Origin of the sequence: Staphylococcus sp. NWU MKU2, from assembly GCF_033283605.1 — a bacterium.
Classification (GTDB): Bacteria; Bacillota; Bacilli; order Staphylococcales; family Staphylococcaceae; genus Staphylococcus; species Staphylococcus haemolyticus.
This window is the reverse complement of sequence record NZ_JAVSMH010000003.1, coordinates 200,924-226,500: the sequence shown is the minus strand read 5'-3', so window position 1 is coordinate 226,500 and position 25,577 is coordinate 200,924. Positions and strand designations below refer to the sequence as shown.

21 protein-coding genes and 2 pseudogenes are annotated in these 25,577 nt (G+C 33.6%); 18 read left to right on the top strand and 5 right to left on the bottom strand.

What is annotated here, in order from left to right; all coding sequences use genetic code 11:
- The first annotated feature begins 249 nt into the window (after nt 1–249).
- The 4 genes from phnC to SBL15_RS07015 all read left to right on the top strand — a co-directional run bounded on the left by phnC (nt 250) and on the right by SBL15_RS07015 (nt 3,480).
- Nucleotides 250–1,023: a phosphonate ABC transporter ATP-binding protein gene (gene phnC, locus SBL15_RS07030; RefSeq protein ID WP_037537576.1), complete on the top strand. Its 774-nt coding sequence runs from the start codon at nt 250–252 to the stop codon at nt 1,021–1,023.
- A 1-nt stretch (nt 1,024) separates the two neighbouring features.
- Nucleotides 1,025–1,825, top strand: coding sequence for a phosphonate ABC transporter, permease protein PhnE (gene phnE, locus SBL15_RS07025; RefSeq protein WP_107613926.1), 801 nt, complete (start codon nt 1,025–1,027; stop codon nt 1,823–1,825).
- Nucleotides 1,822–2,649: a phosphonate ABC transporter, permease protein PhnE gene (gene phnE / locus SBL15_RS07020; RefSeq protein WP_053016258.1), complete on the top strand. Its 828-nt coding sequence runs from the start codon at nt 1,822–1,824 to the stop codon at nt 2,647–2,649. The genes phnE (SBL15_RS07025) and phnE (SBL15_RS07020) overlap by 4 nt, the downstream gene beginning before the upstream one ends.
- Nucleotides 2,650–3,102: 453 nt before the next feature.
- Entirely contained in the window at nt 3,103–3,480 is a 378-nt protein-coding gene (locus SBL15_RS07015; protein ID WP_107613925.1) for a hypothetical protein, read from the top strand.
- A 129-nt stretch (nt 3,481–3,609) separates the two neighbouring features.
- Here SBL15_RS07015 and SBL15_RS07010 read toward each other — a convergent pair whose 3' ends face one another.
- Nucleotides 3,610–4,551 (bottom strand): hypothetical protein, encoded by a 942-nt coding sequence (locus SBL15_RS07010; RefSeq protein ID WP_317955560.1) that lies wholly within the window; start codon nt 4,549–4,551, stop codon nt 3,610–3,612.
- Nucleotides 4,552–4,758: 207 nt separating this feature from the next.
- On the opposite strand from SBL15_RS07010, the gene SBL15_RS07005 reads away from it, so the two are divergent.
- From SBL15_RS07005 to gtfB, 10 genes and pseudogenes are all read left to right on the top strand, one after another.
- Nucleotides 4,759–5,241, top strand: coding sequence for a GNAT family N-acetyltransferase (locus SBL15_RS07005; RefSeq protein ID WP_107613923.1), 483 nt, complete (start codon nt 4,759–4,761; stop codon nt 5,239–5,241).
- Nucleotides 5,242–5,897: 656 nt separating this feature from the next.
- Nucleotides 5,898–6,020: pseudogene (locus SBL15_RS13005) on the top strand (KxYKxGKxW signal peptide domain-containing protein); the annotation flags it as partial.
- 1,773 nt (nt 6,021–7,793) lie between these two features.
- Nucleotides 7,794–9,461: pseudogene (locus SBL15_RS13000) on the top strand (LPXTG cell wall anchor domain-containing protein); the annotation flags it as partial.
- A 189-nt stretch (nt 9,462–9,650) separates the two neighbouring features.
- Nucleotides 9,651–10,850 (top strand): accessory Sec system protein translocase subunit SecY2, encoded by a 1,200-nt coding sequence (gene secY2, locus SBL15_RS06995; protein ID WP_053041237.1) that lies wholly within the window; start codon nt 9,651–9,653, stop codon nt 10,848–10,850.
- A 9-nt stretch (nt 10,851–10,859) separates the two neighbouring features.
- Nucleotides 10,860–12,434 (top strand): accessory Sec system protein Asp1, encoded by a 1,575-nt coding sequence (gene asp1 / locus SBL15_RS06990; protein ID WP_107637727.1) that lies wholly within the window; start codon nt 10,860–10,862, stop codon nt 12,432–12,434.
- The gene (gene asp2, locus SBL15_RS06985; protein WP_107613920.1) at nt 12,424–13,986 is read left to right on the top strand and encodes an accessory Sec system protein Asp2; all 1,563 of its coding nucleotides are present in this window, start codon (nt 12,424–12,426) and stop codon (nt 13,984–13,986) included. The genes asp1 and asp2 overlap by 11 nt, the downstream gene beginning before the upstream one ends.
- Entirely contained in the window at nt 13,970–14,512 is a 543-nt protein-coding gene (gene asp3 / locus SBL15_RS06980; RefSeq protein WP_107613919.1) for an accessory Sec system protein Asp3, read from the top strand. The genes asp2 and asp3 overlap by 17 nt, the downstream gene beginning before the upstream one ends.
- Nucleotides 14,505–16,895 carry an accessory Sec system translocase SecA2 gene (gene secA2 / locus SBL15_RS06975; RefSeq protein ID WP_107636028.1) on the top strand — a complete coding sequence of 797 codons (2,391 nt, stop codon included), beginning with the start codon at nt 14,505–14,507 and terminating at the stop codon, nt 16,893–16,895. The genes asp3 and secA2 overlap by 8 nt, the downstream gene beginning before the upstream one ends.
- Nucleotides 16,896–16,911: 16 nt before the next feature.
- Nucleotides 16,912–18,420, top strand: a complete 1,509-nt coding sequence (gtfA, locus tag SBL15_RS06970) for an accessory Sec system glycosyltransferase GtfA (RefSeq protein WP_107611217.1) — start codon at nt 16,912–16,914, stop codon at nt 18,418–18,420.
- Nucleotides 18,413–19,750, top strand: coding sequence for an accessory Sec system glycosylation chaperone GtfB (gene gtfB / locus SBL15_RS06965; protein ID WP_107611218.1), 1,338 nt, complete (start codon nt 18,413–18,415; stop codon nt 19,748–19,750). The genes gtfA and gtfB overlap by 8 nt, the downstream gene beginning before the upstream one ends.
- A gap of 359 nt (nt 19,751–20,109) precedes the next feature.
- On the opposite strand, the gene SBL15_RS06960 is transcribed toward gtfB, so the two are convergent.
- From SBL15_RS06960 to SBL15_RS06950, 3 genes are read right to left on the bottom strand one after another with little or no spacing between them, the layout of a single operon-like run.
- Nucleotides 20,110–21,120, bottom strand: coding sequence for a sensor histidine kinase (locus SBL15_RS06960; RefSeq protein WP_107611219.1), 1,011 nt, complete (start codon nt 21,118–21,120; stop codon nt 20,110–20,112).
- A gap of 3 nt (nt 21,121–21,123) precedes the next feature.
- Nucleotides 21,124–21,780 carry a response regulator transcription factor gene (locus SBL15_RS06955; protein WP_158260250.1) on the bottom strand — a complete coding sequence of 219 codons (657 nt, stop codon included), beginning with the start codon at nt 21,778–21,780 and terminating at the stop codon, nt 21,124–21,126.
- 21 nt (nt 21,781–21,801) lie between these two features.
- The gene (locus SBL15_RS06950; RefSeq protein ID WP_053016272.1) at nt 21,802–21,993 is read right to left on the bottom strand and encodes a hypothetical protein; all 192 of its coding nucleotides are present in this window, start codon (nt 21,991–21,993) and stop codon (nt 21,802–21,804) included.
- 252 nt (nt 21,994–22,245) lie between these two features.
- Between SBL15_RS06950 and SBL15_RS06945 the strand changes: the two genes are divergently transcribed.
- From SBL15_RS06945 to SBL15_RS06930, 4 genes are all read left to right on the top strand, one after another.
- Complete coding sequence (locus SBL15_RS06945) at nt 22,246–23,244, top strand: DUF4352 domain-containing protein (RefSeq protein WP_233641236.1); 999 nt, start codon at nt 22,246–22,248, stop codon at nt 23,242–23,244.
- A 14-nt stretch (nt 23,245–23,258) separates the two neighbouring features.
- On the top strand, nt 23,259–23,615 hold the full coding sequence (locus tag SBL15_RS06940) for a hypothetical protein (protein ID WP_107614231.1): 357 nt from the start codon (nt 23,259–23,261) through the stop codon (nt 23,613–23,615).
- Between the two features lie 74 nt (nt 23,616–23,689).
- On the top strand, nt 23,690–24,166 hold the full coding sequence (locus tag SBL15_RS06935; RefSeq protein ID WP_107611222.1) for a peptide-methionine (S)-S-oxide reductase: 477 nt from the start codon (nt 23,690–23,692) through the stop codon (nt 24,164–24,166).
- 141 nt (nt 24,167–24,307) lie between these two features.
- Nucleotides 24,308–25,147: an SDR family oxidoreductase gene (locus tag SBL15_RS06930; RefSeq protein ID WP_107614232.1), complete on the top strand. Its 840-nt coding sequence runs from the start codon at nt 24,308–24,310 to the stop codon at nt 25,145–25,147.
- 70 nt (nt 25,148–25,217) lie between these two features.
- Here SBL15_RS06930 and SBL15_RS06925 read toward each other — a convergent pair whose 3' ends face one another.
- Complete coding sequence (locus SBL15_RS06925; protein WP_107611224.1) at nt 25,218–25,577, bottom strand: DoxX family protein; 360 nt, start codon at nt 25,575–25,577, stop codon at nt 25,218–25,220.

Here is a 25,577-nt window from a genome sequence, read left to right as displayed (position 1 = left end):
TGAACATTGTAGATTAATAAAAGACAAAGAGGAGCAAGGTCGAAAATAATATTTTTGAGGCTACTCAGCAAATTCGCAGTAGCTGGCTGAACTGAGATGGCACATAAAACAAGCTTTCTCAGTTCTAGTCGTCCTTGTGGGTGTGAGCAGACCCTAGCTAAGAGAATTTCAATAAGCTAAAGATACAACGAATTAATAAACAATTCTGTCTCACGCCTTTCTTTGTAATAAATGAAGGGTGCTATTTAAATGAGTCAAATTGAATTTAAAGATGTCAATAAAGTTTATCCAAATGGGCATGTAGGATTAAAAGACATCAATTTGAATATTGAAAAGGGAGATTTCGCAGTTATCGTAGGCCTGTCAGGTGCAGGTAAATCAACGCTTTTAAGATCAGTTAATCGACTTCATGATATAACATCTGGTGATATTCTTATTGAAGGTAAATCGATTACGAAAGCTAAAGGTAAAGATCTACTAATGATGCGCCGTAATATTGGAATGATCTTCCAACATTTTAATCTTGTAAAACGATCATCTGTATTACGCAATGTGTTAAGCGGTCGAGTTGGCTATCATCCAACTTGGAAGATGGTGTTAGGGCTTTTTCCAAAAGAAGATAAAGTAAAGGCCATGGATGCTTTAGAGCGAGTGAATATTCTGGATAAATACGACCAACGTTCTGATGAATTGTCAGGTGGTCAACAACAACGTATTTCAATCGCTCGTGCATTAGCACAAGAACCAGCAATTATTTTAGCTGATGAACCTGTAGCGTCTTTGGATCCTCTAACAACAAAACAAGTGATGGATGATTTAAAGAAGATAAATGAAGAATTAGGTATTACAATTCTTATTAACTTGCACTTTGTAGATCTAGCACTTGAATACGGTACGCGTATTATAGGGCTTCGTGCTGGTGAACTTGTATTCGATGGCCCTGCAAGTGAGGCAACTGAAGAAGTGTTTAATGATATTTACGGTCGTAAACTTAAAGATGATGAGAAGCTAGGGGTTGAATAATATGACGACACCTACAACGAGTAAATATGATGAATATTTGAATAAGAAGTTTTCGCTTAAAACGAGTTTTACTATTTTTCTAGTATTAGCTTTAATAATATGGAGTTTCTTATATACTGGCTTTAGCTTTGCCGATTTAATGGTAGGTTTACCTCAAATTGGTTCATTCTTTGGACAAATGGTACCACCAGACTGGGCATATATACATACAATATTGAAACCTATGTTAGATACCATTCGCATGGCTATTGTTGGGACATTTCTAGGCGCGATTGTATCTATCCCAATTGCTTTAATCTGTGCAAGTAATATTGTTAAAACGAAATGGATTTCAATTCCCGTTCGTTTTATTTTAAATATTGTGCGTACGATACCAGATTTATTACTAGCAGCTATATTTGTAGCTGTCTTCGGTATTGGTCAAATTCCAGGTGTATTAGCACTATTTATCTTAACTATTTGTGTTATTGCAAAGTTACTCTATGAAGCACTTGAAACCATAGATCCAGGCCCAATGGAAGCCATGACGGCAGTTGGGGCAAATAAAACGAAATGGATTGTCTTCGGAGTTGTGCCACAAATATTATCAACTTTCTTCTCATATGTGTTGTTCGCTTTTGAAATTAACATTCGTGCTTCAGCGGTACTTGGTCTTGTAGGCGCTGGCGGTATTGGATTGTTCTATGATTCTACTTTAGGTTTATTCCAATATCCTAAAACTGCGATGATTATTCTATTTACATTAGTTATTGTTGTCATAATTGACTATGTAAGCTCGAAAGTGAGGGAACAACTCGCATGACACAAAATAAATATAATTTAGAACAAAAGTATCCCGTTAAATCAAAAAAGCACAAGCAAAAAATAATTAAAAATTGGATAATTGCAATTGTTGTTTTGGCTATTATTGCGTGGGGTTTTGTAGGAATGCCCGCATTAGAATTAAAATCCAAATCCATTGAAATTTTAAAATCTATTTTTAACGGACTTTTTCATCCTGATTGGGGTTATGTATATATTCCTGCTGGTGAAGATTTATTACGTGGATTACTCGAAACGTTTGCGATTGCGGTGATTGGTACGTTTATCGCTGCTATTATATGTATTCCATTTGCCTTTCTAGGTGCACGAAATTTAATTAAAGTACGACCAGTAACTGGCATCACTAAATTTATATTAAGTGTCATTCGTGTGTTTCCAGAGATTGTCATGGCTTTAATCTTCATTAAAGCGGTTGGACCAGGGTCATTTTCAGGTGTACTAGCTTTAGGTATACATTCAGTAGGGATGCTAGGAAAATTATTCGTTGAAGATATCGAAAGGCTAGATTTCACGTCAGTCGAGGCATTGAAAGCAAGTGGTGCTAACAAGACGAAAACTTTGATCTTTGCAGTTATACCACAGATATTACCATCATTTTTATCGCTTGTGTTATATCGCTTTGAATTGAATTTACGTTCTGCCTCGATTCTAGGACTTATCGGTGCTGGAGGTATTGGTACACCATTAATTTTTGCACTTCAAACACGTTCTTGGGACAGAGTAGGTATCATATTAATCGGATTAGTTATTATGGTAGCAATTGTTGATTTAATTTCAGGCGCAATACGTAAGCGAATTGTATAGATGAGAGAGACTTTTAAATTTTAAAGTATATTTAACCGGCTCGGTTTTTCAATGTTTAAATATACCATGGAGATGGGACAATGCATTTGATATAAGTGGCGTCCCATTACCATGGTTTTTTTATGTTTTAAAAGCACTATGTAATGTGTTTTTAAAAATGATTTTGACTTCATTGTAGGGATGACGGACCTTTTTGACATCGCAGCATAAGCATCACGTTTGTCAGCATTATAACCTTGTCGATGAATTACAACATTGTGTTCTAACTGCATTGAAATGTTATTGTATTAAGATATAAATTTTAACCATTCATTTACTAATTTATTTGCCATAGTTATGTCTCACATTTCTACAAAGTTATAAACTATCCGAAACTTACAGAGTTGTAATTTTGGGCTTTCTCTCTAAAAATATCCTATTTTATATGTTTATATATAAGTGAGGTGAGTAAATATGGAAAATGTAAGTAGTAATAAATATAGAAACGATGAATTCTATGGTAGTAGAAATAAAAATATTGCATCATCTATAAGTTATTTAAGTGTGTTTTTTGCACCGGTACTATTACCTATTGTAATGTGGATTATCGCTGACAAACCTGTATCAACTCATGCACGTAAAGCATTATTTAACCATATACTTACTTGGGTTTGCTTTACATTAGCGCCATTAGCATTGATGCTATCTGCTAGTGTTATGGGCAATGCATCAACTAATACAGAAAGCTCGATTGTATTTGGCTCATGGACAATTGCAGTTGTATTGGTGGTAGTAGGCGTTTATTTGTTCATTAAAAATATTATTAGAGGCATTAAATTATTATTAGTTTAGAGATTATAAAAAAGAAGCTATCGCTTATAGGTTGATTCACCTGTAGCGATAGCTTCTTCGTTTTCATATGCATAAAAGAAATGCTCTAGTAATAAAAGTAACAGATAATTAGAAAAATATAGTTATTGCTTATTTCGAAAATTTACGTCTGAGGCTAATTACACCTACGTCTAATATGAAAGCTATAAAACTGTAAACAAATGGTGTCGTTGAGGTGCGTTCACCTGTCATAGGTAATTCGTGATGTAATGAAGTTTGACTCGCTTGTTGAGAACGAGTTGCTTGTTTACTAAGTGGCGAATTCATTTGTGATTTTGTTGATTGATCTTGTTGTTTAATTAAATGATGCTTTTCGGCATAGCCATTGAATCCCATGTCATTATCTTCAGCTTGGTGTTTAGCAGGGTCTTGTTGAGAATTAGACTTAGATGTTTGTTTAACTAGGCCGTTTTGCTCGGCATAGCCATTGAATCCCATGTCATTATCTTCAGCTTGGTGTTTAGTAGGGTCTTGTTGAGAGTTAGACTTAGATGTTTGTTTAACTAGACCGTTTTGCTCAGCATAGCCATTGAATCCCATGTCATTATCTTCAGCTTGGTGTTTAGTAGTGTCTTGTTGAGAATTAGACTTAGATGTTTGTTTAACTAGAACGTTTTGTTCGACATAGCCATTGAATCCCATGTCATTATCTTCAGCTTGGTGTTTAGCAGGGTCTTGTTGAGAGTTAGACTTAGATGTTTGTTTAATTAGACCGTTTTGCTCAGCATAGCCATTGAATCCCATGTCGTTATCTTCAGCTTGGTGTTTAGTAGCGTCATTATTGTTAATTACATCATGGTTGAAACCAAGATCAGTATCGTTATTGTCATCAACATCATGGTTAAATCCAGGATCTACATTGTTGTTACTATCTTGGGATGTAATTGGTTGACCATTGTTATCATGGTTGAACTCTTGGTCAATGTTATTTGTTGCTGCAAAAGCATGACCGTGTGACATAAGTAATAGTGATGATGTTACCAATGTTGTTCCAAAAGCATATTTAAAACGTCTTTTAATCAATTTATTCACTCCTTAGTAAAAAGCATTCTTCATACATAAAGATGATTATTTAATAATTAAAAATATCATAAATATGTATATTTATAACTTAGCATAATAATTTAATTTAAACCTTAATATCTTCTATCAACTGAATGACAGTTTTGTCATACACTTATTTAAGGCAAGCGTATGCTATTATATAATCAACTTTTTGAAACTAAGAGGGGTGCTTTAATGCAATTACGCAAAGTTACAGAAGAAGACTTGTTCTCACTTATTAAACTTGAAAATGAGGGCTTTACGCCAGATGAAGCGGCAACGCCAGAAGCTTTGAAACAGAGAATCAATAAAATACCTGATACATTCATTATCGCTGAAAAGGAAGGACGCATAATCGGATATATTAATGGACCTGTAATTAATCAACGATATATAACCGACGACTTATTTGAAGAGATTCAATCCAACCCCAACAGTGGTGGCTATCTTAGTGTATTAGGTCTAGTCGTTAACAAAGATTATCAAGGACAAGGGATTGCGGGCAAACTGTTAGAGCAATTTGAGAAACTGGCGAAGCAACAATTAAGATGCGGTGTGACACTCACTTGTCGTGAAGCTTTAGTGTCATTGTATGAACGTTATGGCTACAACAATGAGGGAGAGTCAACCTCACAACATGCTGGTATAAAGTGGTATAACATGGTTAAAGAAGTGTAAGGATAAGTTTGAGACGAATACGTTTCAACCTTAAATGTATTTTATGTTTAATTTATTTCTTGAGTGTTCTAACATTTTTTATTCTCCCATTTTAAATAGATATTTCCCCCTTTGGATATTCACTTCAGAAATTAAATAAGACTTTCTTTCTAATGCTTTTTGATTAATTTTTATTTTTCAATTTTAAAAAGTATAAGAAAACTATATTTTAATAGGAAGAAACTAGTTCATTTATAACTTAAATATTCTATATTCAACAATAATTATTCAATTTATTCTTTTTTTTAATACCATGGATAAAATTGGGACAGTTACAAAATTGTTATATAGTTTAATTCTATGTATTTACATGCAGTTTAATGAATTTTAACCCTAATCATTGAAGTGGTTATGTTTATTGGTTGAGGTTATTTTTGCCATTATATCTTATTAAATCAAGCTTCATATACGTATTGCAAGATTAACCCTAAAATCAATTTTGAATAGATGATTGAATGTTATTGAGTTTTGTGCAATAAAATCTAGAAAAACTATATATATAGATGTTCTAATTCTGTTGCAATTTACATGTAAAGGGGACTATAATGATGTAAATTCAAATTAATTGTGGTCAATTAGTCAATTGGGAAGTAAGTGTGAGAATAAAGGAGAGTATTATGTCGAGAAAAGAGAGAAATTTTAAACGGTCCTTTGGTCAAGAAAAAGCTAGGGTCAAACTTTATAAATCTGGTAAACAATGGGTTAAAGCTGGGATTAGAGAAGTTCAATTACTTAAAGTATTAGGTCTACCCTTTTTAAATAAAGATGTTGAACAAATTAATAATTTAGATACTAATAAAGATAAAAATTTTAAAAACCAAGCAATGAAGGCGACAGGTTTAATAGGAGGCGCCTTTACATTTGCAATGTTAAATGATCAACACGCATATGCAGCTTCTGAAACACCAATGACTTCAGAAATTTCATCAACAAGTGCCACAGTAGCTAATCAAAATTCAACAGAAATCACTAAATCAGAAACTTCTGAGTCCACTGAATCAACAAGTAAAAGTTCTGTGGAAAGTACAATTGATAAGAATTCAACTGAGAGTACGTCTAACAAAGAGACATCTAATTCTAATGCATCAACGAGTACAACTTCTACTTCAGAAAATGAAGTAGCTAAATCGGAAACGTCAACTTCAGAAAAATCAAAATCAGAAACATCTACATCAGAAAAGCAAGCAGATAGTAGCACGAATAGTACTTCGAATAATGATAAAAGTGACGAGACTAGTTCTTCTAATGAAAAGAGTAATGACTCTAGTTCAAGTGAAAAGAATAACTCAGAAAAAACTAGCGAAGTTTCAGAGAAAAGTGGAGAAACGACTTCTAATAGTTCTGAGAAATCAACGTCAAATTTAAATGAGAGCAATTCGAAATCTAGTAATGACGTAAATAGTACATCTATATCAAATAATATAAATGCGAATAACACGGCTTCTACGCATACGACTGAGACAAATACGAGTAATGATTTAGGGTCTTCTTTATTTACCTCTACATCAACTAGTACATCAACAAGTCCGACTAAGTTAAGAACATTTAGTAGACTTGCAGTAACTACATTTGCTGCTGCAGCCGCAACAAGTAGTCAAACTAGTACATATACAGGAGTCGGATCTACAAAATTTACTAACGGTACAAATTTTCCAATTTATTATAAGGTAACAGTAACGAACAATGGTGATGGAACGGTAACTTTCAGATATACAATCACATACGATAATCCATCTACTCCTAACGTTGAAAAGCCAAATGTGACAACAGATACAAATGTTACTAACCCTAATAAGCCAATGATTACTTTAGGTAGCGGTTATGGTGCAATAACTAAGATAACACAAGGATACACAGATTCGAACGGTAACTTCCTTACAACTGTTAAGACAACTAATCCTACTGTTGTAAAAAGTGGAACTGGATATACATGGACTGGTGCAACGCTAAGTAAATATTATGCGACTCAAGGTAATGGTGTTACTGCAGAATTCACAGTTCCTATAAATAATGCTAGTGGGGATTTATCATTTAATCTATCACCTTCTGCTAGCTATAGTTTGGATTCGAGTTATGTGAACTATTTTGACAACACTACAATTAATAATACAGAGCCAAGTACCTCAACGAGTCAATCAACTAGTAAATCTACTAGTACGGTTAAAAGCCAAAGTACATCAACGAGCACGGTGAATAGTCAAAGTACATCAACAAGTACAGCGAACAGTCAAAGTGCATCAACAAGCACAGCAAATAGTCAAAGTGCATCAACAAGCACAGCGAACAGCCAAAGCGCATCAACAAGTACGTCAAGTAGCCAAAGTGCATCAACAAGCACAGCAAATAGCCAAAGTGCATCAACAAGTACGTCAAGTAGCCAAAGTGCATCGACAAGCACAGCAAATAGCCAAAGTGCATCAACAAGTACGTCAAGTAGCCAAAGTGCGTCAACAAGCACGTCAAATAGTCAAAGTGCATCGACAAGTGCAGCAAATAGCCAAAGTGCGTCAACGTCAACGAGCGTGAGTGATTCAACAAGCGCAAGCACATCAGGTAGCGCATCAACATCAACAAGTGTGAGTGGCTCAACAAGCACAAGTACATCAGATAGTGCATCAACATCAACAAGTGTGAGCGACTCAACAAGTACAAGTACGTCAGATAGCGCATCAACATCAACAAGCGTGAGCGACTCAACAAGTACGAGCACATCATTGAGTGCGTCAACGTCAACAAGCTTGAGTGATTCAACAAGCGCAAGCACATCATTGAGTGCGTCAACGTCAACAAGCTTGAGTGATTCAACAAGCGCAAGCACATCATTGAGTGCATCAACATCAACAAGTGTGAGCGACTCAACAAGCACAAGTACGTCAGATAGTGCATCGACATCAACGAGCTTGAGTGATTCAACAAGTACGAGCACATCATTGAGTGCATCAACATCAACAAGCGTGAGTGACTCAACAAGTACAAGCACGTCAGATAGCGCAAGCACATCATTGAGTGATTCAGATAATTCAAGTACATCAGTATCATTTAGTATGGGCGAACCCGAAAGTCATTCATTACCAGAATTTGATTTACCATCATATATCGCTTCTGAATCAACAAGTGTATCTATGTCAATGAGTACATCGTTGAGCGTATCTACATCATTGAGTCTCTCAGATTCAACGAGCATGAGCGACTCAACAAGCACAAGCACATCAGATAGTGCATCAACATCAACAAGTGTGAGTGACTCAACAAGTACAAGCACATCAGATAGCACATCAACGTCAACAAGCGTAAGTGATTCAACAAGCACAAGCACATCAGATAGTGCATCTACATCAACGAGCGCGAGTGACTCAACAAGTACAAGCACATCAGATAGCACATCAACGTCAACAAGCGTAAGTGATTCAACAAGCACAAGCACATGCACATCAGATAGTGCATCTACATCAACGAGCATGAGTGACTCAACAAGCACAAGCACATCAATCAGTACGTCAACATCATTAAGCGAATCAAGCTCAACAAGTGCAAGCGCATCAACATCAATCAGTACATCAACATCAATGAGAGAATCAAGCTCAACAAGCGCAAGTACTTCAGATAGTACATCTACGTCAGAAAGTAGAAGTGCTTCACATTCGATGAGTGGAACAGATTCAAATAGTACTTCAAGCTCAGACAGCAGATCACATTCACATTCAATCAGTAATTCTGATTCTAATACGACGTCACATAGTCACTCAGCATCAACAAGTATTAGTGATTCAAACAGTACAAGCACATCAGATAGTAGTGCTTCACATTCATTCAGCGCATCACATTCTGAACATGAATCAAATTCTATGAGTACTTCTCACTCACAATTTGATTCAACATCAACTTCAGAAAGTATGAGTGGAACAGATTCAACAAGCGTGAGCACGTCACTAAGTCACTCAGTATCAACGTCAAACAGTACGTCAATGAGTACTTCTGAATCTCAAAGTAATAATGATTCACAAATGCATAGCAATTCACTTCATCATGATGCTAAAGATAAATTGCCTGATACTGGAGATAGTGACTCTAATTCAACAGGACTTGTATCAGCTGTTGCAGCAATGTTAGCGGGATTAGGATTATTTGGTAAATCTCGTAAAAATAAAAAAGATAAAAAGAATAAAGGATCAGAACAATAAACTACTTCATGTGGGAGATAGATTTGTAAAATAATCACTTTTCTATAAGTTGGTTTGTCTATCCTTAAAAAAAGAGGCTAAAGTATAATTATTGGTTGGAATAATGTATGTATAAACCAAACTAATTAATATCTTTAGCCTCTTTGATATAATGTAAAAAACTTTATTTTTAAAATTTTAGGTGAAATTATGATTAAGAAACATGAATATAAGATTTTATACAAGAGGATTTTATTTACCTGTTTCATTTTAATTGTTTACATTTTTGGAAGTAATATTTCAATAGTGGGTTCGGAAGGTGTTTATGATAACAAAGATACATTTTTCAAATTAGCAGTTTCAAATGTAGGTGGGGATCTTCATACATTAAATGTATTCTCATTGGGTCTTGGACCTTGGTTAACATCATTAGTTATCATTATGCTATTAAATTATCGTAATTTGGATCAAGCAACGAAACAAACACGTTCTGAAAAGCATTATAAGGAAAGAATTATAACGATAGTGTTTGCAATATTTCAAAGTTATTTTGTAATCAATACGTATATTCATAATAACTTTATTAAAGATTCAAACATCGTTTTACTCATGTTAATTCTTGTTGCGGGAACAATGTTATTGGTTTGGTTAGCAGATCAAAATATTACATACGGTATTTGTGGTCCAATGCCGATTGTATTAACAAGTTTAATCAAATCATTATTTAATAACCAACACTTTTTTAAGTTAAGTGTAAGTGTCGTATTACTTATATTAGTAATTGTGACATTAGTCATAGCATTACTCATTCTATTATTTATTGAGTTATCGGAATATCGACTCAATTACAAAGACATCATGAATAACTCTACGAATAAGACACCGACATATTTAGCATGGAAATTAAATCCGGCTGGAAGTATTTCAATTATGATTAGTTTATCAGTATACGTACTGTTAAATAATATGATTAATTTAATAGCTACATTGCTCGGGTCAAACGCGAATTTCGAATTTTTAAGTTTTGCTAACCCGATAGGTATTACGTTTTATATTGTGTTACAAATCGTACTAAGTTACTTGTTGTCACGATTTTTGATTAATACTAAGAAAAAGGCGGATGAATTTCTAAAGAATGGGAATTATTTTGATTCTATACGTCCGGGTCGTGAGACAGAGAGGTATTTAAATAGTAAAGCTAGAAGAGTATGTTGGACTGGTGCCATATTGGTGGCATTGATTCTGGCAGTGCCATTATATTCAACATTGTTGGTGCCTAATCTATCAACAGAAATTTACTTTTCAATGCAACTGATTATCTTAGTGTACATCAGTATTAATATTGGTGAGACGATTCGCACTTACTTATACTTTGACCGTTACAAGCAAATCTTGAATAAATATTGGTAGGAGATAGTTATGAAACAGTTTATACCTGCATGGTATGATTCAAACAATTGGTGGGATAGCGCTGTTGTGCCCTTTTATATAAAAAGAAAAACTACAGAATTTGATGACATGGTAAGTTTAATGTCGATGCATCATAAAAACAATGAACCATTCAATACAATTATCTTGAATTATAATCCCCTGTTGCGATTATTTTTACATCGTCATGAGCTTTATGAAATGAATTATTGGTCTCTTTTTGATGAGATACAAGGTGCAACGCATGGCCCACCTGTAGCAATTGATTATAGAGAATTATCTTGGCCAGAAGACACTGAATTTATTTATACGCCATTTCAAGTCATGGCCATTAAAAATGATAATCAATTTTCTAAGATGATTTTTAGTCAAGAAGGCTATTTAATTTGCATTGAGGATTATGAACACAAAACACTAAGCCGTAAATTGATATTTGATGATAGAGGGTTTGTGTCATCGATTGAAATTTATCATGATGGACAGTCACCAATGAAACGATATTACTTAGATGTTAAAGGTCAGCTCATTATGACTCAAGATTTTATGACTGGAAAAATTACAATCCAACCAGAATTCTATGACCTTTTTCAGATGAAGTCATATGGCAATATGGAAGAACTTATTTTTGAAAAAATTCAACAATACAATACTTCAACATTAGCGGATGACGATAAAGTGATTATTGCTGCAGATAAAAGACACAACTATGTATTAACAGATACATTCAAACCTGAGAATATGTGTTTCTCATTATTCAGGCAAAGAAATGCATACATCGATGCGACGTTATTAGAAACTATTGGAAAAGCGAATCAATGTATAGTTGATACACAAGCAAATGCGACTAAATTAAATCAATTCATAACTCAGAATCCTGAGTACCAGCCATTCAAAATTATGCGAGTAACGCCGTTTGACGCACAAATGTTACCTAATATAAGTAGTCAATTGTATGAAACGAATATTGGCGTTTGGATAGATTCACTTAGTGAAGAAGACTTAAAAACGGTTATTAATCAATTGAGTCAATACGTCTCTCAACATGAACAAACCATAATCCATCTGTTAACGCGATTAAATGAGAACGATATACCGCAATGGTTAAGAGATGAAATAGATCAATTAAATTCATCGTTAAATGTTGAGGAAGAAGAATTCTCTCCAGAAGTTCAAGATATTTTACAAACGGAACTTGAAGAAGATGAAATAGAAAAGGTTAAGTTGATTTATGTGCCTTTTGAAGAAGATTTAATGAAGGAAATGTCGCAATTAAGAGTAATTGTAGATTTAAACCAAGAGCCTGATTTATATTTACAAATTTCAAGTATTAGTGCAGGCGTTCCACAAATCAATAGGCGAGAGACGGATTATGTAGATGATAAGTTAAATGGCTTAATTATCGATAATATCCAACAATTAAGTGCAGCGCTAAATTATTTTATAGACAATCTGAAGAATTGGAATTATTCGTTTGCGCATTCTATTAAATTAAGTGATGAATTCAGTTCAGAAAAGATAATCCAAAGATTAAATAGTGTGATTGAAGGTGAAATTCATGGCACGTAAATTCAGAATCTTACAAGTAGGTGGGAAAGATTTAGAACCATTATTTGACAGTAAAAAAGGTGTTGAATGGGATTATTTAGATGATGCATTATTTACGTTTGATAGTGGTTATATTGAAGCGGTAAAAAGCATTATAAAAGCATTTGGTAACTTTGATTTAGTATTTGTACAAAGTGCTTACTCACCTGAATTAATGGATTTATTACGAGTCGTCGCTACACCTCATAATACGGTCATCGATGCACAAATGTGGTCTCCAAATTATGATGCTGAACCATTAATCCAACACAAATTTGTAAAGAAACTTAATTATCAAACTGAGGAAGAGCTACACCATCAATTGTTAGCTGTGACATTTCCTGGGCAATATGGCGATAGAGTATCACCAATTAAGACAACTGTTAACCCACATTTTCAAGGAACGTATAAATATGAGGGGAACAAGTCACTCGTGTTAGAAGGTGATTTCGGTACATCATTCAAACCTATTGTTACGTGGACACAAAGTTTAGTAAGTGATAAAGATAAGGTTAACGAGCTTTGGCCGGAGTATTCACTTGAAGGAGATGTCGAAATCGAGTACACATTTAGATTATCTCCGTTTGGATCAACGGAATATCCAGATACAACATTGCGCTTTGAGCATAAAGATTTAAATCAACCTATTCAATTACCATTAAGGACGACTCAAATGAATGTCAGCGTATCTCTTAAAGCAAAAGGAAAGGGTAAATTACGTATTGGTGCCATTCATAAACGTTGGTCACGACTAGAAATGGGACAATTTATTATGGGTGGACAGCGTTTTACTGATGAGAAACGAGATGAGTTTATACATTATTTCAATCCAGGTGATATGAAGCCTCCGCTCAATGTGTATTTTAGTGGTTATCGTCCTGCTGAAGGATTTGAAGGTTACTTCATGATGAATAAGATGAATGCACCGTTTATCTTAATTGGTGACCCTCGTCTTGAAGGTGGTTCATTTTATCTTGGATCCGAAACTTTTGAACAAGGGATTATCAATGTAATTCAAAATGCCTTAGACTTTTTAGGTTTCAAGCATGATGAACTTATACTATCAGGGTTATCTATGGGATCATTTGGTGCCTTGTACTATGCAGCTCAATTAGAACCAGCTGCGGTTGTAGTAGGGAAACCATTATTAAATATTGGGACTATAGCAGATAATATGAAATTGTTACGTCCAAATGAATTTGGCACTGCAAACGATGTGTTGTTGGCGAATACAGGAGGTATTTCTACTTCAGATGTTCAACATTTAGATACACGTTTTTGGGAAAAATTAAAAAACAGTAATCTAACAAATACAACATTTGCAATTGCATATATGTACAATGATGATTATGATGCTACGGCATTTCAAAATTTATCACCAGTATTGAGTCAACAAGGTTCACATGTTATGAGTCGTGGTGTACCGGGTCGACACAATGATGATTCACCTACAATAACAAGTTGGTTCGTTAACTTTTATAACATTATATTAAAAGATCAATTCGGGAGAGATAGCGATGTCAGCATTAAATAGTTATACATTAACATGGCGTCATATAAATACTACAACCTTTATGTATGGTACGAAATTACGCATTGAGGATGATGGAACTTACTTTAACAATCCATTGATGCCATCAGGGACTGTTATACATGATTGGCGTATGTTAACAACTTTTAGTGAACATAAATACGCGCCATCGCTTCCTATTTTGAAAAAGAAACAACAATATAAAGTGACTTTAAATTACAATGTCGAGCCTCGAGGTAGTGTGTATATTAAGATTACATTTTATCGTAAAAATGACACGGAACACTCCAATTTAATCATTCAAAATAGTGATGCAGAATTCAAATTTCCTGAAGAGGCTTATGCTTATAAAATTGAATTAATAAATGCTGGCTTGTCGGAACTTTTTTTCAAAAATATTATTATTCAAGAGTTAGATACAGATGAATCTGAAACACACTTTATCGTTGAAAGTAAAGTTAATTTAGATGTATTAAATCGAGTCATATTTGGCGAAAGTGTTAATGCGCGAGGTGATCAAAATGGCTAATCAAGTTAGTAATGTGATTAATTCGATGCGTTTGAAAAGATTACAGAAGCAGTTAACGGCAGTAAACCGATTAAGTGATCAAATGCGAGACTATTCAGATGAAGCATTACAAGCAAAAACAGCTGAGTTTAAACAACGTTTAGAGAAACGTGAAACGACGTTGGATAAACTGTTGCCGGAAGCTTATGCAACGATTCGTGAAGCATCGAAACGTGTACTAGGTATGTATCCGAAAGATGTTCAAGTGATGGGCGCCATTGTGATGCATCAAGGTAATATAGCAGAAATGCAAACCGGGGAAGGTAAGACGTTAACAGCGACAATGCCCCTTTATTTAAACGCACTTACAGGAAAAAGCGCATTTCTAATTACTACGAATGATTATCTGGCGAATCGTGATTTTCAAGAAATGCGACCTTTATATGAATGGCTAGGATTAACAGCGTCACTTGGCTTTGTGGATATTCCAGATTATGAATACGCCGATAATGAGAAGCCAATGCTATATAACCATGACATCATTTATACAACAAATGGTCGTTTAGGATTTGATTATTTATTTGATAATTTAGCAGACCATATTAATGCTAAATATTTACCTGATTTGAACTTTGCGATTATTGATGAAGTTGATTCAATTATATTGGATGCTGCGCAAACACCACTGGTTATTTCTGGTGCTCCACGTGTGCAATCCAATTTATTCCATATTATTAAGATGTTTGTTGAAACGTTAGTTGAAGATGAACACTTTAAATTAAATGTGAATAAAAAAGAAGTATGGCTTACGGATGAAGGCATTGATGTAGCCAATCATTATTTTAAAGTGAATAATATCTACCTACCACAATATTTTGATTTGGTACGTGTCATTAACTTATCTTTACGCGCGAAGTATCTGTTCAAAGATAATTTAGATTATTTTATTTATAATGGCGAAGTTGTACTTATAGATCGAATTACAGGGCGAATGTTGCCGGGTACCAAACTACAATCTGGTTTGCATCAAGCGATTGAAGCTAAAGAAGGTGTTGAATTATCACAAGATTTAAGTGTAATGGCGACAATTACCTTCCAAAATTTATTCAAATTATTTAATGGTTTTTCAGGGATGACCGGAACCGGTAAGTTGGGAGAAAAGGAATTCTTTGATTTGTATTCTAAGTTAGTAGTTGAAATTCCAACCAATCATCCGATTATACGTAATGATAAAGAAGATCGAGTATATGCGAAATCAGATGAAAAGAATAAAGCGATACTTGAGAAAGTAAAAGAAATTCATGCCACTAAACAACCAGTACTCTTAATAACAAGAACTGCAGAAGCGGCTGAATATTTTTCAACCCAATTATTTAAAGACAATATCCCTAATAACTTATTAATTGCACAGAATGTTGCTAAAGAAGCACAAATGATTGCTGAGGCAGGACAACTGGGTGCTGTTACAGTTTCAACTAGTATGGCTGGTCGTGGTACAGACATTAAGCTTGGCTCTGGAGTCTATGAGCTCGGAGGACTTGCAGTCATAATCAATGAACATATGGAGAATAGCAGGGTTGACCGACAATTGCGTGGACGTTCAGGTCGTCAAGGTGACCCAGGTGTTTCACAGATTTATGTATCATTAGATGATTATATTGTTAAACGTTGGAGTAACTCTAAACTAGCTGAAAATAAAAAACTAAAAGACGTTGATCCAGACAAACTACAAGATAGTCCTTTTTTCAGAAGAAGAGTAAGAGGGATTGTCTCTAAAGCACAGCGTGTATCTGAAGAAACCGCAATGATGGCGCGTGAAATGGCTAATGAATTCGAAAAAAGTATCGGCATTCAACGTGATCGTGTGTATGAAGAACGCAATCGTATTCTTGAAACGTCAGACTTCAGTGCATTTGACTTTGATTCACTAGCGCGTGATGTCTTTGACTATGATTTAAGAACAAAGCATATTCATAATAAAGATGACATCATCAATTATATTTATGAGCAGTTGAGCTTTAGTTTCAAAGATGACGCTATTAGCCAACAGATTCAAACACGTGAACAAACCATTGATTATCTAGTGCAACAATTTAACAAACAATTAAAAGAGAATATGAAAATTGCAAATAACGATTATTTTAAATTACGATTTCTTCAAAAAGCAATATTGAAAGCTATAGATGTAGAATGGATAAATCAAGTTGATCAACTTCAACAACTTAAAGCGAGTGTTAATAATCGACAAAATGGTCAACGTAATGCAATATTCGAATATCATAAAGTGGCTTTAGAAACATATGAAATGATGTTGATAAATATTAAACGGGCAACGATTCGTAATTTATGTTTAAGTATTCTAACGTTTGATAAAGATCAAGATTTAGTAGTACATTTTCCTTAAAATGAGGTGTTCATAGATGACAGTATATAATATTAATTTTGGCATTGGATGGGCGAGCAGTGGTGTAGAATATGCTCAAGCTTATCGTGCCAAATTATTAAGAGAGGTAAATCAACCAGCTAAATTCATCTTTCTAGACTTTATTTCCGCAGAGAACATTCAAACGTTAACTGACAATATCGGGTTTAAAGATGATGAAGTGATATGGCTATATCAATATTTCAGTGATATACCTATCGCACCAACAACGTATACGGTTGATGACTTGAAAAAGGATTTAGGTAATCCTGTTACTGCTCAAACGATTACTGGTAAAACTATGCGCTTATACATCGGGAATGATAAATCCTATGTGAGCTGTTATTTAAAGAATGAAGATGATAATATTGTCGATCGTGCAGAATTTGTCGTTAACGGTATGTTAGTTCGGAAAGATTACTATAGCTATGTTAGAACTTTCTCGGAATATTATGCACCACATGAAAATCGTGCCAAATTATATAAGCGACAGTTTTACAATGAGGATGGCTCTATTGCTTATAAAGAATATATAGACGGAGAATCGAGTGTCTATGTATTTGATGATGCTCGCTTATATAGTAAACAGGAATTTGTAGCTTATTTTATGAAAAAGTTGCATCTGACTGAACAAGATATCGTTATTATTGATAGATCGACTGAAGTTGGTCAAAGTATATTAGAACATAAAGGATCAAGTAAAGTCGGTATTGTTGTACATGCGGAACATTATAGCGAAAATGCTACAAATGATAGCTACATTTTGTGGAATAACTATTACGAATATGTATTTGCACAAGCACCATATATCGATTTTTATATCACTGCGACGGATTTACAAAATCAAGTTTTATCCGAGCAATTCCAAAAATATACATCACATCAACCTCGTGTCAAAACTATCCCGGTAGGTAGTCTACATCAATTAAGTTATCCAATTGGGGAAAGAAAGCGATATTCTATGCTTACGGCTTCTAGGTTAGCTAGTGAAAAACATGTAGATTGGATAGCGAAAGCTGTAATTAAAGCTAAAAAGAAAGTGCCGCAATTAACATTTGATATATATGGTCATGGTAACGAAAGATCGAAAATTGAAGAAATCATTAAAGATAATGAAGCACAAGATTATATTCAACTTAAAGGTCATAAGAAGTTAGATGAAATCTATGCGAACTATGATTTATTTGTATCGGCTTCAACAAGTGAAGGGTTCGGTTTGACCTTAATGGAAGCGGTAGGTTCTGGACTAGGCATGATAGGATTCGATGTGAATTACGGTAATCCAACATTTATTAGTCACGGTGAGAATGGATATCTCATACCAATCGATAAAGATGACCAAGATGTCGAAGTCATTACAAATCATATGGCTGAAAAAATTGTTCAGTATTTTAATGATGGGCCTAAGCATTCGCATGAGAAATCTTATAAAATTGCAGAACCGTTTAAAACTGAGCATATTACGCAAAAGTGGCAAAATCTAATTGATGAGGTGCTATATGATTAATTTATTTGAAATATTTGATGAAGCATCACAAAAACTTCAACAATCACTTCAATTTGCAGGATTCAAACATGAGACCATTGTAATGGATGATGACGGTTTTTTACCCGATAACGTCATGACACCGTATCAATTTTTTGCAAATTATAAACGAAATGACGACGATAAACCAGCATTTTTTAATGAGGTTCAAGTGCCGCCATTATGGGAAATTAAAGGTAATCATAATCATGCAGAAATTATAGATAATGGCAATGTAAGAGGGCGAATATTTTATCGCGAGCATTTTAAAAATCGAATTGTGAGTTTTGTGGAGTGGTTTGATACAAAGGACCGTTTGCGTTCGGTTGATTTTTATAACAAAGATGGATTTAAATTTGCGGAAACGGTATATGATTTAAATAAAAAGCCCATCTTGAAGACTTATGTTGATCGTCAAGGGAAAGAAGTATTATATGAAAACTTTGTCACAAAAGATATTATATTGGATTGGCAAGGTCAATCGCATTTCTTTGCATCAAAACAAGACTTCATTAGCTTTTATTTAGACCAAATAGATGTTGATACTTCAACTGTATTCATCAATTCATTGGCAACACCATTCTTCGTGTTATATCAAACGAATCATGTGTCGAATGCAGTGTTATTCTGGCAAGAACAAAGTCATGGTAATGTCCCGGGAAATATGAAGTTATTGTTAGATAAAGAGACGCTGAATTCAAAAGTAATTATCCCAGATTGTGTAGAATTTGAGGCTATTACATCAAATGTTGAAGCACAGTATCGTCCTTTAATCAGTCAATTGGGCTACTTGTACGATTATCAGAAGTCTAATAATTATAACAAGCAAGTACTTAATTTAACGAATTCTGACGATCTTCCAAATTTAGAAGAAATCATACGACAGTGTGAAGATTATGAATTTCACATTGGTGCTATTACCGAAATGTCAGCTAAATTAATGGGCTTGGGTAAATATGATAACGTTAAACTTTATCCAACAATCACCCAAGCGAAGATTGATCAATTATTCCAAACATGCGATGTTTATTTAGATATCAATAAAGGTGGAGAAATCGTTAATGCTGTTGAACGTGCAATGCTCCATAATCAATTAATTTTGGCTTATGATGAAACTGCGCATCGTCGTTCATTTATTGCTAAAAAGAATATTACAAAGCAAGACGAACCACAGCAATTAATAGATATACTGAATGAAATCGCTAAGGAACCAAGTGTATTTAAAGAGCGAGTCATTGCACAACAAGAACAGAATAATCGTATTGATGAATCTACGTTTAGAAATGTCATTATGACTGCGTTAAATCATTAAATGAGGATAATAAAGCTTTTGAGATGAATGAAGACTTACAAAAAGTCGACTTTTATCTCAAAAGCTTTTTTGTTTTGTAAAGGCGTTCTTAGATAGATGATTACTCACATAAGCTGCTTCGCGTTCCTGGGGTGCCGTCTCTATAGCAGTTCTTTGATTTTAATCATTAGAACTACTTACATAAGTGTGTGAACGCTTACGTTCATTTACGGCACTGCTCCCCTAGGCGTCTTCGCAATTATGTTTCGTATTCTATCTTAGAACTACACACGAAAGAATGTGAACGCTTATGTTTTTTATGTGGTTTTAATTTAAAACAATTTTCAAGAAAGTATATCTAGTTTTAACAAACAAATGATTTATATAAATAGTTGCTCTCTGTTGTTTTCAATAGTGATTATAGTACCGTTAGAATCAGATTTAATATTTAATTTTAAAGAGAATCTTTCGCAAATATCTTTAATAATAGTTAACCCTTTAGATTTAGTAGACATATCATTAAAGCCAGTGCCATTATCCTGAATAGTAATATAATCCTCATTTAGATAAATAGTAATACGCGATGAATTAGAATGTTTATAAACATTAGAAATAATGTTATCGAATAAGCGCTCATACCATAATTGGTCACCAAGCCAATAAATACGGTCACCTTCAACATTTAGAATGGTTAATATGTTCTTTGAATCTAATAGATAGTGCCATTTATCAATTGTTGTGTTTATACATGCTTGTATATCAACTTGGTGGTTAAACGTATAAAATTTAGAAATATCATCTTTGTTAGGTAATGCCTTAATTAAATTAGAAATATAGTTTATCTTTTCATAAGATAATTCTATATCATTATCATTAATTTGGTATTGAAATCCGAGTTGGTATAACTCTAAATTTAATGCAGTTAGAGGCGTATTAATATCATGGGCAAGTTGATTAATGTAATTTTGTTCTTGCTTTTTGTTTTCGATAATTTCTAACTCTCTATATCTTAGTCTGTCTATTAAGATATTTATAGATTGGCCAACTTCATCAATTTCGTCATTTATATGAGTAGGTATGTCTAATTTATTAGGTAATTTGTCACTATTAGCAATGTCTAATAATTTATCATTAAGTAAACGTAAACGATCCACAATTTTATATACATAGCGTGAAGCAATAATAACTAAAGTAATTAGAATTAAGAAGAAAAAGATATAAAAAATTATTGTAAGACCACTGGATTTAAAATTTAAACCGATTGGATAACCCAAGACTTTTTCAATAAATAGAATACATAGTAGTATCATGCTATTGATAGCTAAAAAAACTAGAGGTATCGATAATAAACCCAATCCCATGAACATATAGTATTTTTTTAATAGTCTCATAAATTAGCCCCCATTTAATCTATAACCAATACCATAAATAGTCTCAATAATTGTTCCAGAATCTAATAACTTAGTTCTTAATTTTTTTACATAAGCGTTCAAAGTATTTTCAGAAGCGGATTCAAATTGCCAAACGTAATCAATAATTTGATCCTTAGTTAAAATCAAATCTCTATTTTCATACATATAGAAAAATAATCGACGTTCCGTTTTAGTTAAAGATAATTGGTTTCCATCGTTAGATTTGATTATCTTGTCTTTAGCATTAACTTTAAACTCATAAAATTGAGCCTCTTTATCAGCATAATGGATAGTTAAAAGATTATTAATTCTAGAAATAAGTTCTCTTGGATTGAAAGGTTTGGTAAGGTAATCATCGCCATTATTCAAACCTTTAACTTTAGAATCGATATCAACTCTTGCTGATAAATAAATAATAGGTGTAGTAGAAATGCTTCTTATTTCATCAGTGATAGACAAACCATCATTATTGGGTAACATAATATCCATAATAATGATATGAACGTCATTCAATACGTTAAAAACGCTATCTCCAGTTCTATCTAATGTCACCTGTGCACCTTTTTGTTGTAATATTTGTTTTAAATTTTTAGCGATGGTTTCATCGTCTTCTACTAATAAAATATGAAACCCCTCCATATATTTCACCTCCATGTTTTATTAATTAATTAATATAAATGTTGGTATATAGAATAGCACGTATAAACCAAAGAACAATACGGGAATTTTAAATTTAGGAGAATAATCTTTATCTCTTAACCATGAAAGTATTTCGTATATTCCTGTTAAAAAAGCTATTGCTAAACTCCCCATTGAAATGAGTAATAATACAGATGATATGATACCAGTCATTCATATGCACTCCTTTATCTGATTTTGTAATTCCAGTTTAAAAACTAATTCTGAAAAAGTTATGAATAATTCGTATTATCTTCTTAAATTCATATAAAAGAGTTTGAAAGGATGGGATATCAATTAATTATTAATGTTACTAAAAAATTTAAATCAAATATAAAAAATATATTGCTTTTTAAGTTTTAAAATATAAAATAATATATGTAAATAGTATCTTTTCAATTTACAAAAAAAGATGAGGAGGCTAATATGAAAAGATTATTTTTTATAAGTATTATATTTTTAGTGTTTTTAGGAGGATGTTCCTTCAGTGACAACAAAGATAAAGCAGAAGGTGAAGAAGCCAATAACAAGGCTAAAGCTACAGACAAAATGAAAAAATTTAAAATAGGTCAAGTCGTGGATGCTGACGGTGTAGATATTAAAGTAGTTAAAGCAGAATTCGTAGATAACTATGATGAATATAGTGCGCCTGTAAATGGCAAAGCCTTGAGAGTATACATAAAGTTTAGAAATAATAACGATGATCAAGTTTTAATGGATAATACTGATTTCAGTATGAAAGTAAATAACGAGAATTATGAAGAATGGTATGGTAGTGAAGATATGCATGAAGGATTTAGCCACCAATTAAATCAGCATAACACTGCATCAGGCTACATTACTTATGATGTACCGGATAGTGATCAATATACTTTAGAATTAGATACCGTACCTAATTTCAACAAAGTTAGGGCACAATGGATTATTAATAAATCAGAAATTAAGAATTCAAATAGCACTAAAGATACTTCGGCTAGCTCAACTACAGATGTTGAGGACGAATCAGATACAACATCTTCTAGTAAAAAAGAAAATGATGATTCTGATCAAGCGGACGTGGGCGTGACATACCCTGCTTATATGTACAATGCTTTAGTAGATGAATATAATTCACTCACTGATGGTGAAAAGATGAACCATGTATCTAAAGATGTGTTAGAAATTGAGTATGATCAATTAGAAGCTCGTGTAGAAGCATTGTATGAGAAAGAAAATGCTAAAGCGGAAAAAGAATACGAAAAAGCAATGCAAGATTATGAAGATCAATTGGCACAAGAAGAATATGAACAACAGCAAGCAGAAGAAGCTGAAAATGAAGCATCTGAATCTGATGACAATTCAAATGGTCCTGGTTCTGATGATCCATCATTAGACAGTGGAACAGAAGATACAGAAGATACTTCTTCTGAAGATGACGCAGCATAGAGAAGGAGACAACAATGGAACATAATTATATGAATGAACCTAAGCCAACTAACAGAATTATTGAAATGATTCTTGGAATAATAGGAAGTATATTTGGAATTATTGGTGGATTGATTGCGCTAATTCTAACAAACTATGACAAAAGTTATGGTTCAGAACTTGTTGGATTAATGACTATTGTGGCAACCAGCTCTATTATTTTATCAGCAATAACTTTAACATTAAGCTGTTTAATTAATAAAAGACGTGTCTTAATTGGTATTATACTTATTGTTGCTGCAATAATTCATATATATTTATTAGGATTTTTTGGTTATTTATCAGGTATTTTAATCCTCGTTGCTGGGATTATCGCATTAGTTAGGAAATAATTTGATAGAATAGAAGGAAACTATGACAAAGTCCTTCTATTTTTTTAATTATAAATTGAAATGAGTTGTTAGAGATGGAAACTGTATACATTGCAGGTGGATGTTTATGGGGAGTTCAAGCGTTTATAAAAACATTGCCAGGTGTCTTATCGACTGAAGCGGGACGTGCAAATGGAATATCTGAAACACTCAGTGACAAATATGATGGCTATGCAGAATGTGTCAAAACGTCATTCGACCCTATGCAGACATCAATTACTGACTTAATGAATTATCTTTTTGAGATTATAGATCCATATAGTATTAACAAACAGGGCGTTGATGAAGGACCCAAATATCGCACAGGTATTTATAGTGATGAACAGAAGCATCTTGAAGAAGCACGCCACTTCATCTCAAAACGACCTGATAAAGAGCGAATTGCCGTAGAAGTGTTACCTTTAAATAATTACGTTGCAAGTGCTGAGGAACATCAAGACAGACTCGATAAACATCCAGAAGATATCTCATACTGTCATGTTACGCTTGAAATGTTGAATAAATATCTTTGAAAAATATGAGCTGTTACAATAATCACTATTTTGTGTAGGTTAGTTCGAAACAATGTCATTATGAATACACATATCCAGACAAAATTGGGCAATACAGTACTATAGAAGATAATTTAATTATAAAAGAAAGAAGAGATAGTAATGACAATTTTACTGACAGGCGCGACCGGTCATCTTGGGTCACATATCACTGAACATGCAATTAAAGAACAGGTTCCTGATTTTAATATTGGGATACGTAATCCAGATAAAATGCCATCACACTGGAAAGATAAAGTAGGCGTTAGAGAATTAGATTATTTTAATGAGGAAAGTATGGTTCGTGCATTCAAAGGTATTGATACGGTTATATTTATTCCGAGCATTATTCATCCGTCATTTAAACGACTCCCTGAAGTGGAGAATTTAGTTAATGCAGCTCATAAAGCGCATGTCGCACACATTATGTTTATTGGATACTATGCAGATCAACATAATAATCCTTTCCACATGAGTCCATACTTTGGCTATGCTGAACGTTTACTTGCATCTAGTGGTCTTAAATATACTTATGTCAGAATGGCGATGTATATGGATCCATTGAAACCTTATTTATCAGAACTTGCAGATATGCAGAAACTCATTTATCCAGCGGGTGATGGTCGTATTAATTATATTTCTAGAGGTGATATTGCTAGAGGTATCGTAGCATTATTACAACAACCAGATAAATTTGGGCACAGATACTTACTATCTGGCTATAGTTATTCTATGACAGAGTTAGCAGCAATCTTGTCTGAAGCAGCAGGTTCTAAGATTGAATATAGTCCTGTTTCTTTGGAAAAATTTTCAGAAATGTATGATGAACCTAAAGGGTTTGGTGCATTGCTTGCATCAATGTACGAAGCAGGTGCAAGAGGGTTACTTGATCAACATTCAAATGATTTTGAACAACTAGTGCATGATAAACCACAAACTTTCCCAGAATTTTTAAAAAAGTGAACAATAAAAAAGAGGACGTGTGATGATAGTCATCGCACGTCCTACTCTTACATTATAAAGTTTAACGATATTATTTGTTATCGCAATCGAAAGTATCAGCAAAGCTTAATGCAGCTAAACCTAATAAGTCTAAAGCGTGTTGAGCGCCTTCTTTACCATGTCCAGCTTCAAAGTGTTTGTAAGCAGCAACGCCTAATACACCGAAAGTAGCAATTGAACCTAAACGAGATAAGTTTTTGTTTAAGAAACTAGGAGCATAAAAAGCAGCGGCAGCAGCTTCTACAGTACCAGCTAATTTAACTGAGCTTTCTGGTAAACCGAATACATTTTGGAATGTATCGATCATACCTTGATCACCTTTTAATTTTGGTTTAGCAGAGCTATATAATTCTTTAGCAAGTTTTAAGTTTGCAGCATAACGTAAAATCAT

Coding starts and splice junctions, on each gene's coding strand:
- gtfB (WP_107611218.1), top strand. CDS start 18,413: ATGATTAATTTATTTGAAATATTTGATGAAGCATCACAAAAACTTCAA.
- secY2 (WP_053041237.1), top strand. CDS start 9,651: ATGATTAAGAAACATGAATATAAGATTTTATACAAGAGGATTTTATTT.
- asp2 (WP_107613920.1), top strand. CDS start 12,424: ATGGCACGTAAATTCAGAATCTTACAAGTAGGTGGGAAAGATTTAGAA.
- SBL15_RS06940 (WP_107614231.1), top strand. CDS start 23,259: ATGGAACATAATTATATGAATGAACCTAAGCCAACTAACAGAATTATT.
- SBL15_RS06935 (WP_107611222.1), top strand. CDS start 23,690: ATGGAAACTGTATACATTGCAGGTGGATGTTTATGGGGAGTTCAAGCG.
- SBL15_RS06945 (WP_233641236.1), top strand. CDS start 22,246: ATGAAAAGATTATTTTTTATAAGTATTATATTTTTAGTGTTTTTAGGA.
- SBL15_RS07015 (WP_107613925.1), top strand. CDS start 3,103: ATGGAAAATGTAAGTAGTAATAAATATAGAAACGATGAATTCTATGGT.
- asp1 (WP_107637727.1), top strand. CDS start 10,860: ATGAAACAGTTTATACCTGCATGGTATGATTCAAACAATTGGTGGGAT.
- SBL15_RS06925 (WP_107611224.1), bottom strand. CDS start 25,577: ATGATTTTACGTTATGCTGCAAACTTAAAACTTGCTAAAGAATTATAT.
- gtfA (WP_107611217.1), top strand. CDS start 16,912: ATGACAGTATATAATATTAATTTTGGCATTGGATGGGCGAGCAGTGGT.
- SBL15_RS06955 (WP_158260250.1), bottom strand. CDS start 21,780: ATGGAGGGGTTTCATATTTTATTAGTAGAAGACGATGAAACCATCGCT.
- SBL15_RS06960 (WP_107611219.1), bottom strand. CDS start 21,120: ATGAGACTATTAAAAAAATACTATATGTTCATGGGATTGGGTTTATTA.
- asp3 (WP_107613919.1), top strand. CDS start 13,970: ATGTCAGCATTAAATAGTTATACATTAACATGGCGTCATATAAATACT.
- secA2 (WP_107636028.1), top strand. CDS start 14,505: ATGGCTAATCAAGTTAGTAATGTGATTAATTCGATGCGTTTGAAAAGA.
- phnC (WP_037537576.1), top strand. CDS start 250: ATGAGTCAAATTGAATTTAAAGATGTCAATAAAGTTTATCCAAATGGG.
- SBL15_RS06930 (WP_107614232.1), top strand. CDS start 24,308: ATGACAATTTTACTGACAGGCGCGACCGGTCATCTTGGGTCACATATC.
- SBL15_RS06950 (WP_053016272.1), bottom strand. CDS start 21,993: ATGACTGGTATCATATCATCTGTATTATTACTCATTTCAATGGGGAGT.
- phnE (WP_053016258.1), top strand. CDS start 1,822: ATGACACAAAATAAATATAATTTAGAACAAAAGTATCCCGTTAAATCA.
- SBL15_RS07005 (WP_107613923.1), top strand. CDS start 4,759: ATGCAATTACGCAAAGTTACAGAAGAAGACTTGTTCTCACTTATTAAA.
- phnE (WP_107613926.1), top strand. CDS start 1,025: ATGACGACACCTACAACGAGTAAATATGATGAATATTTGAATAAGAAG.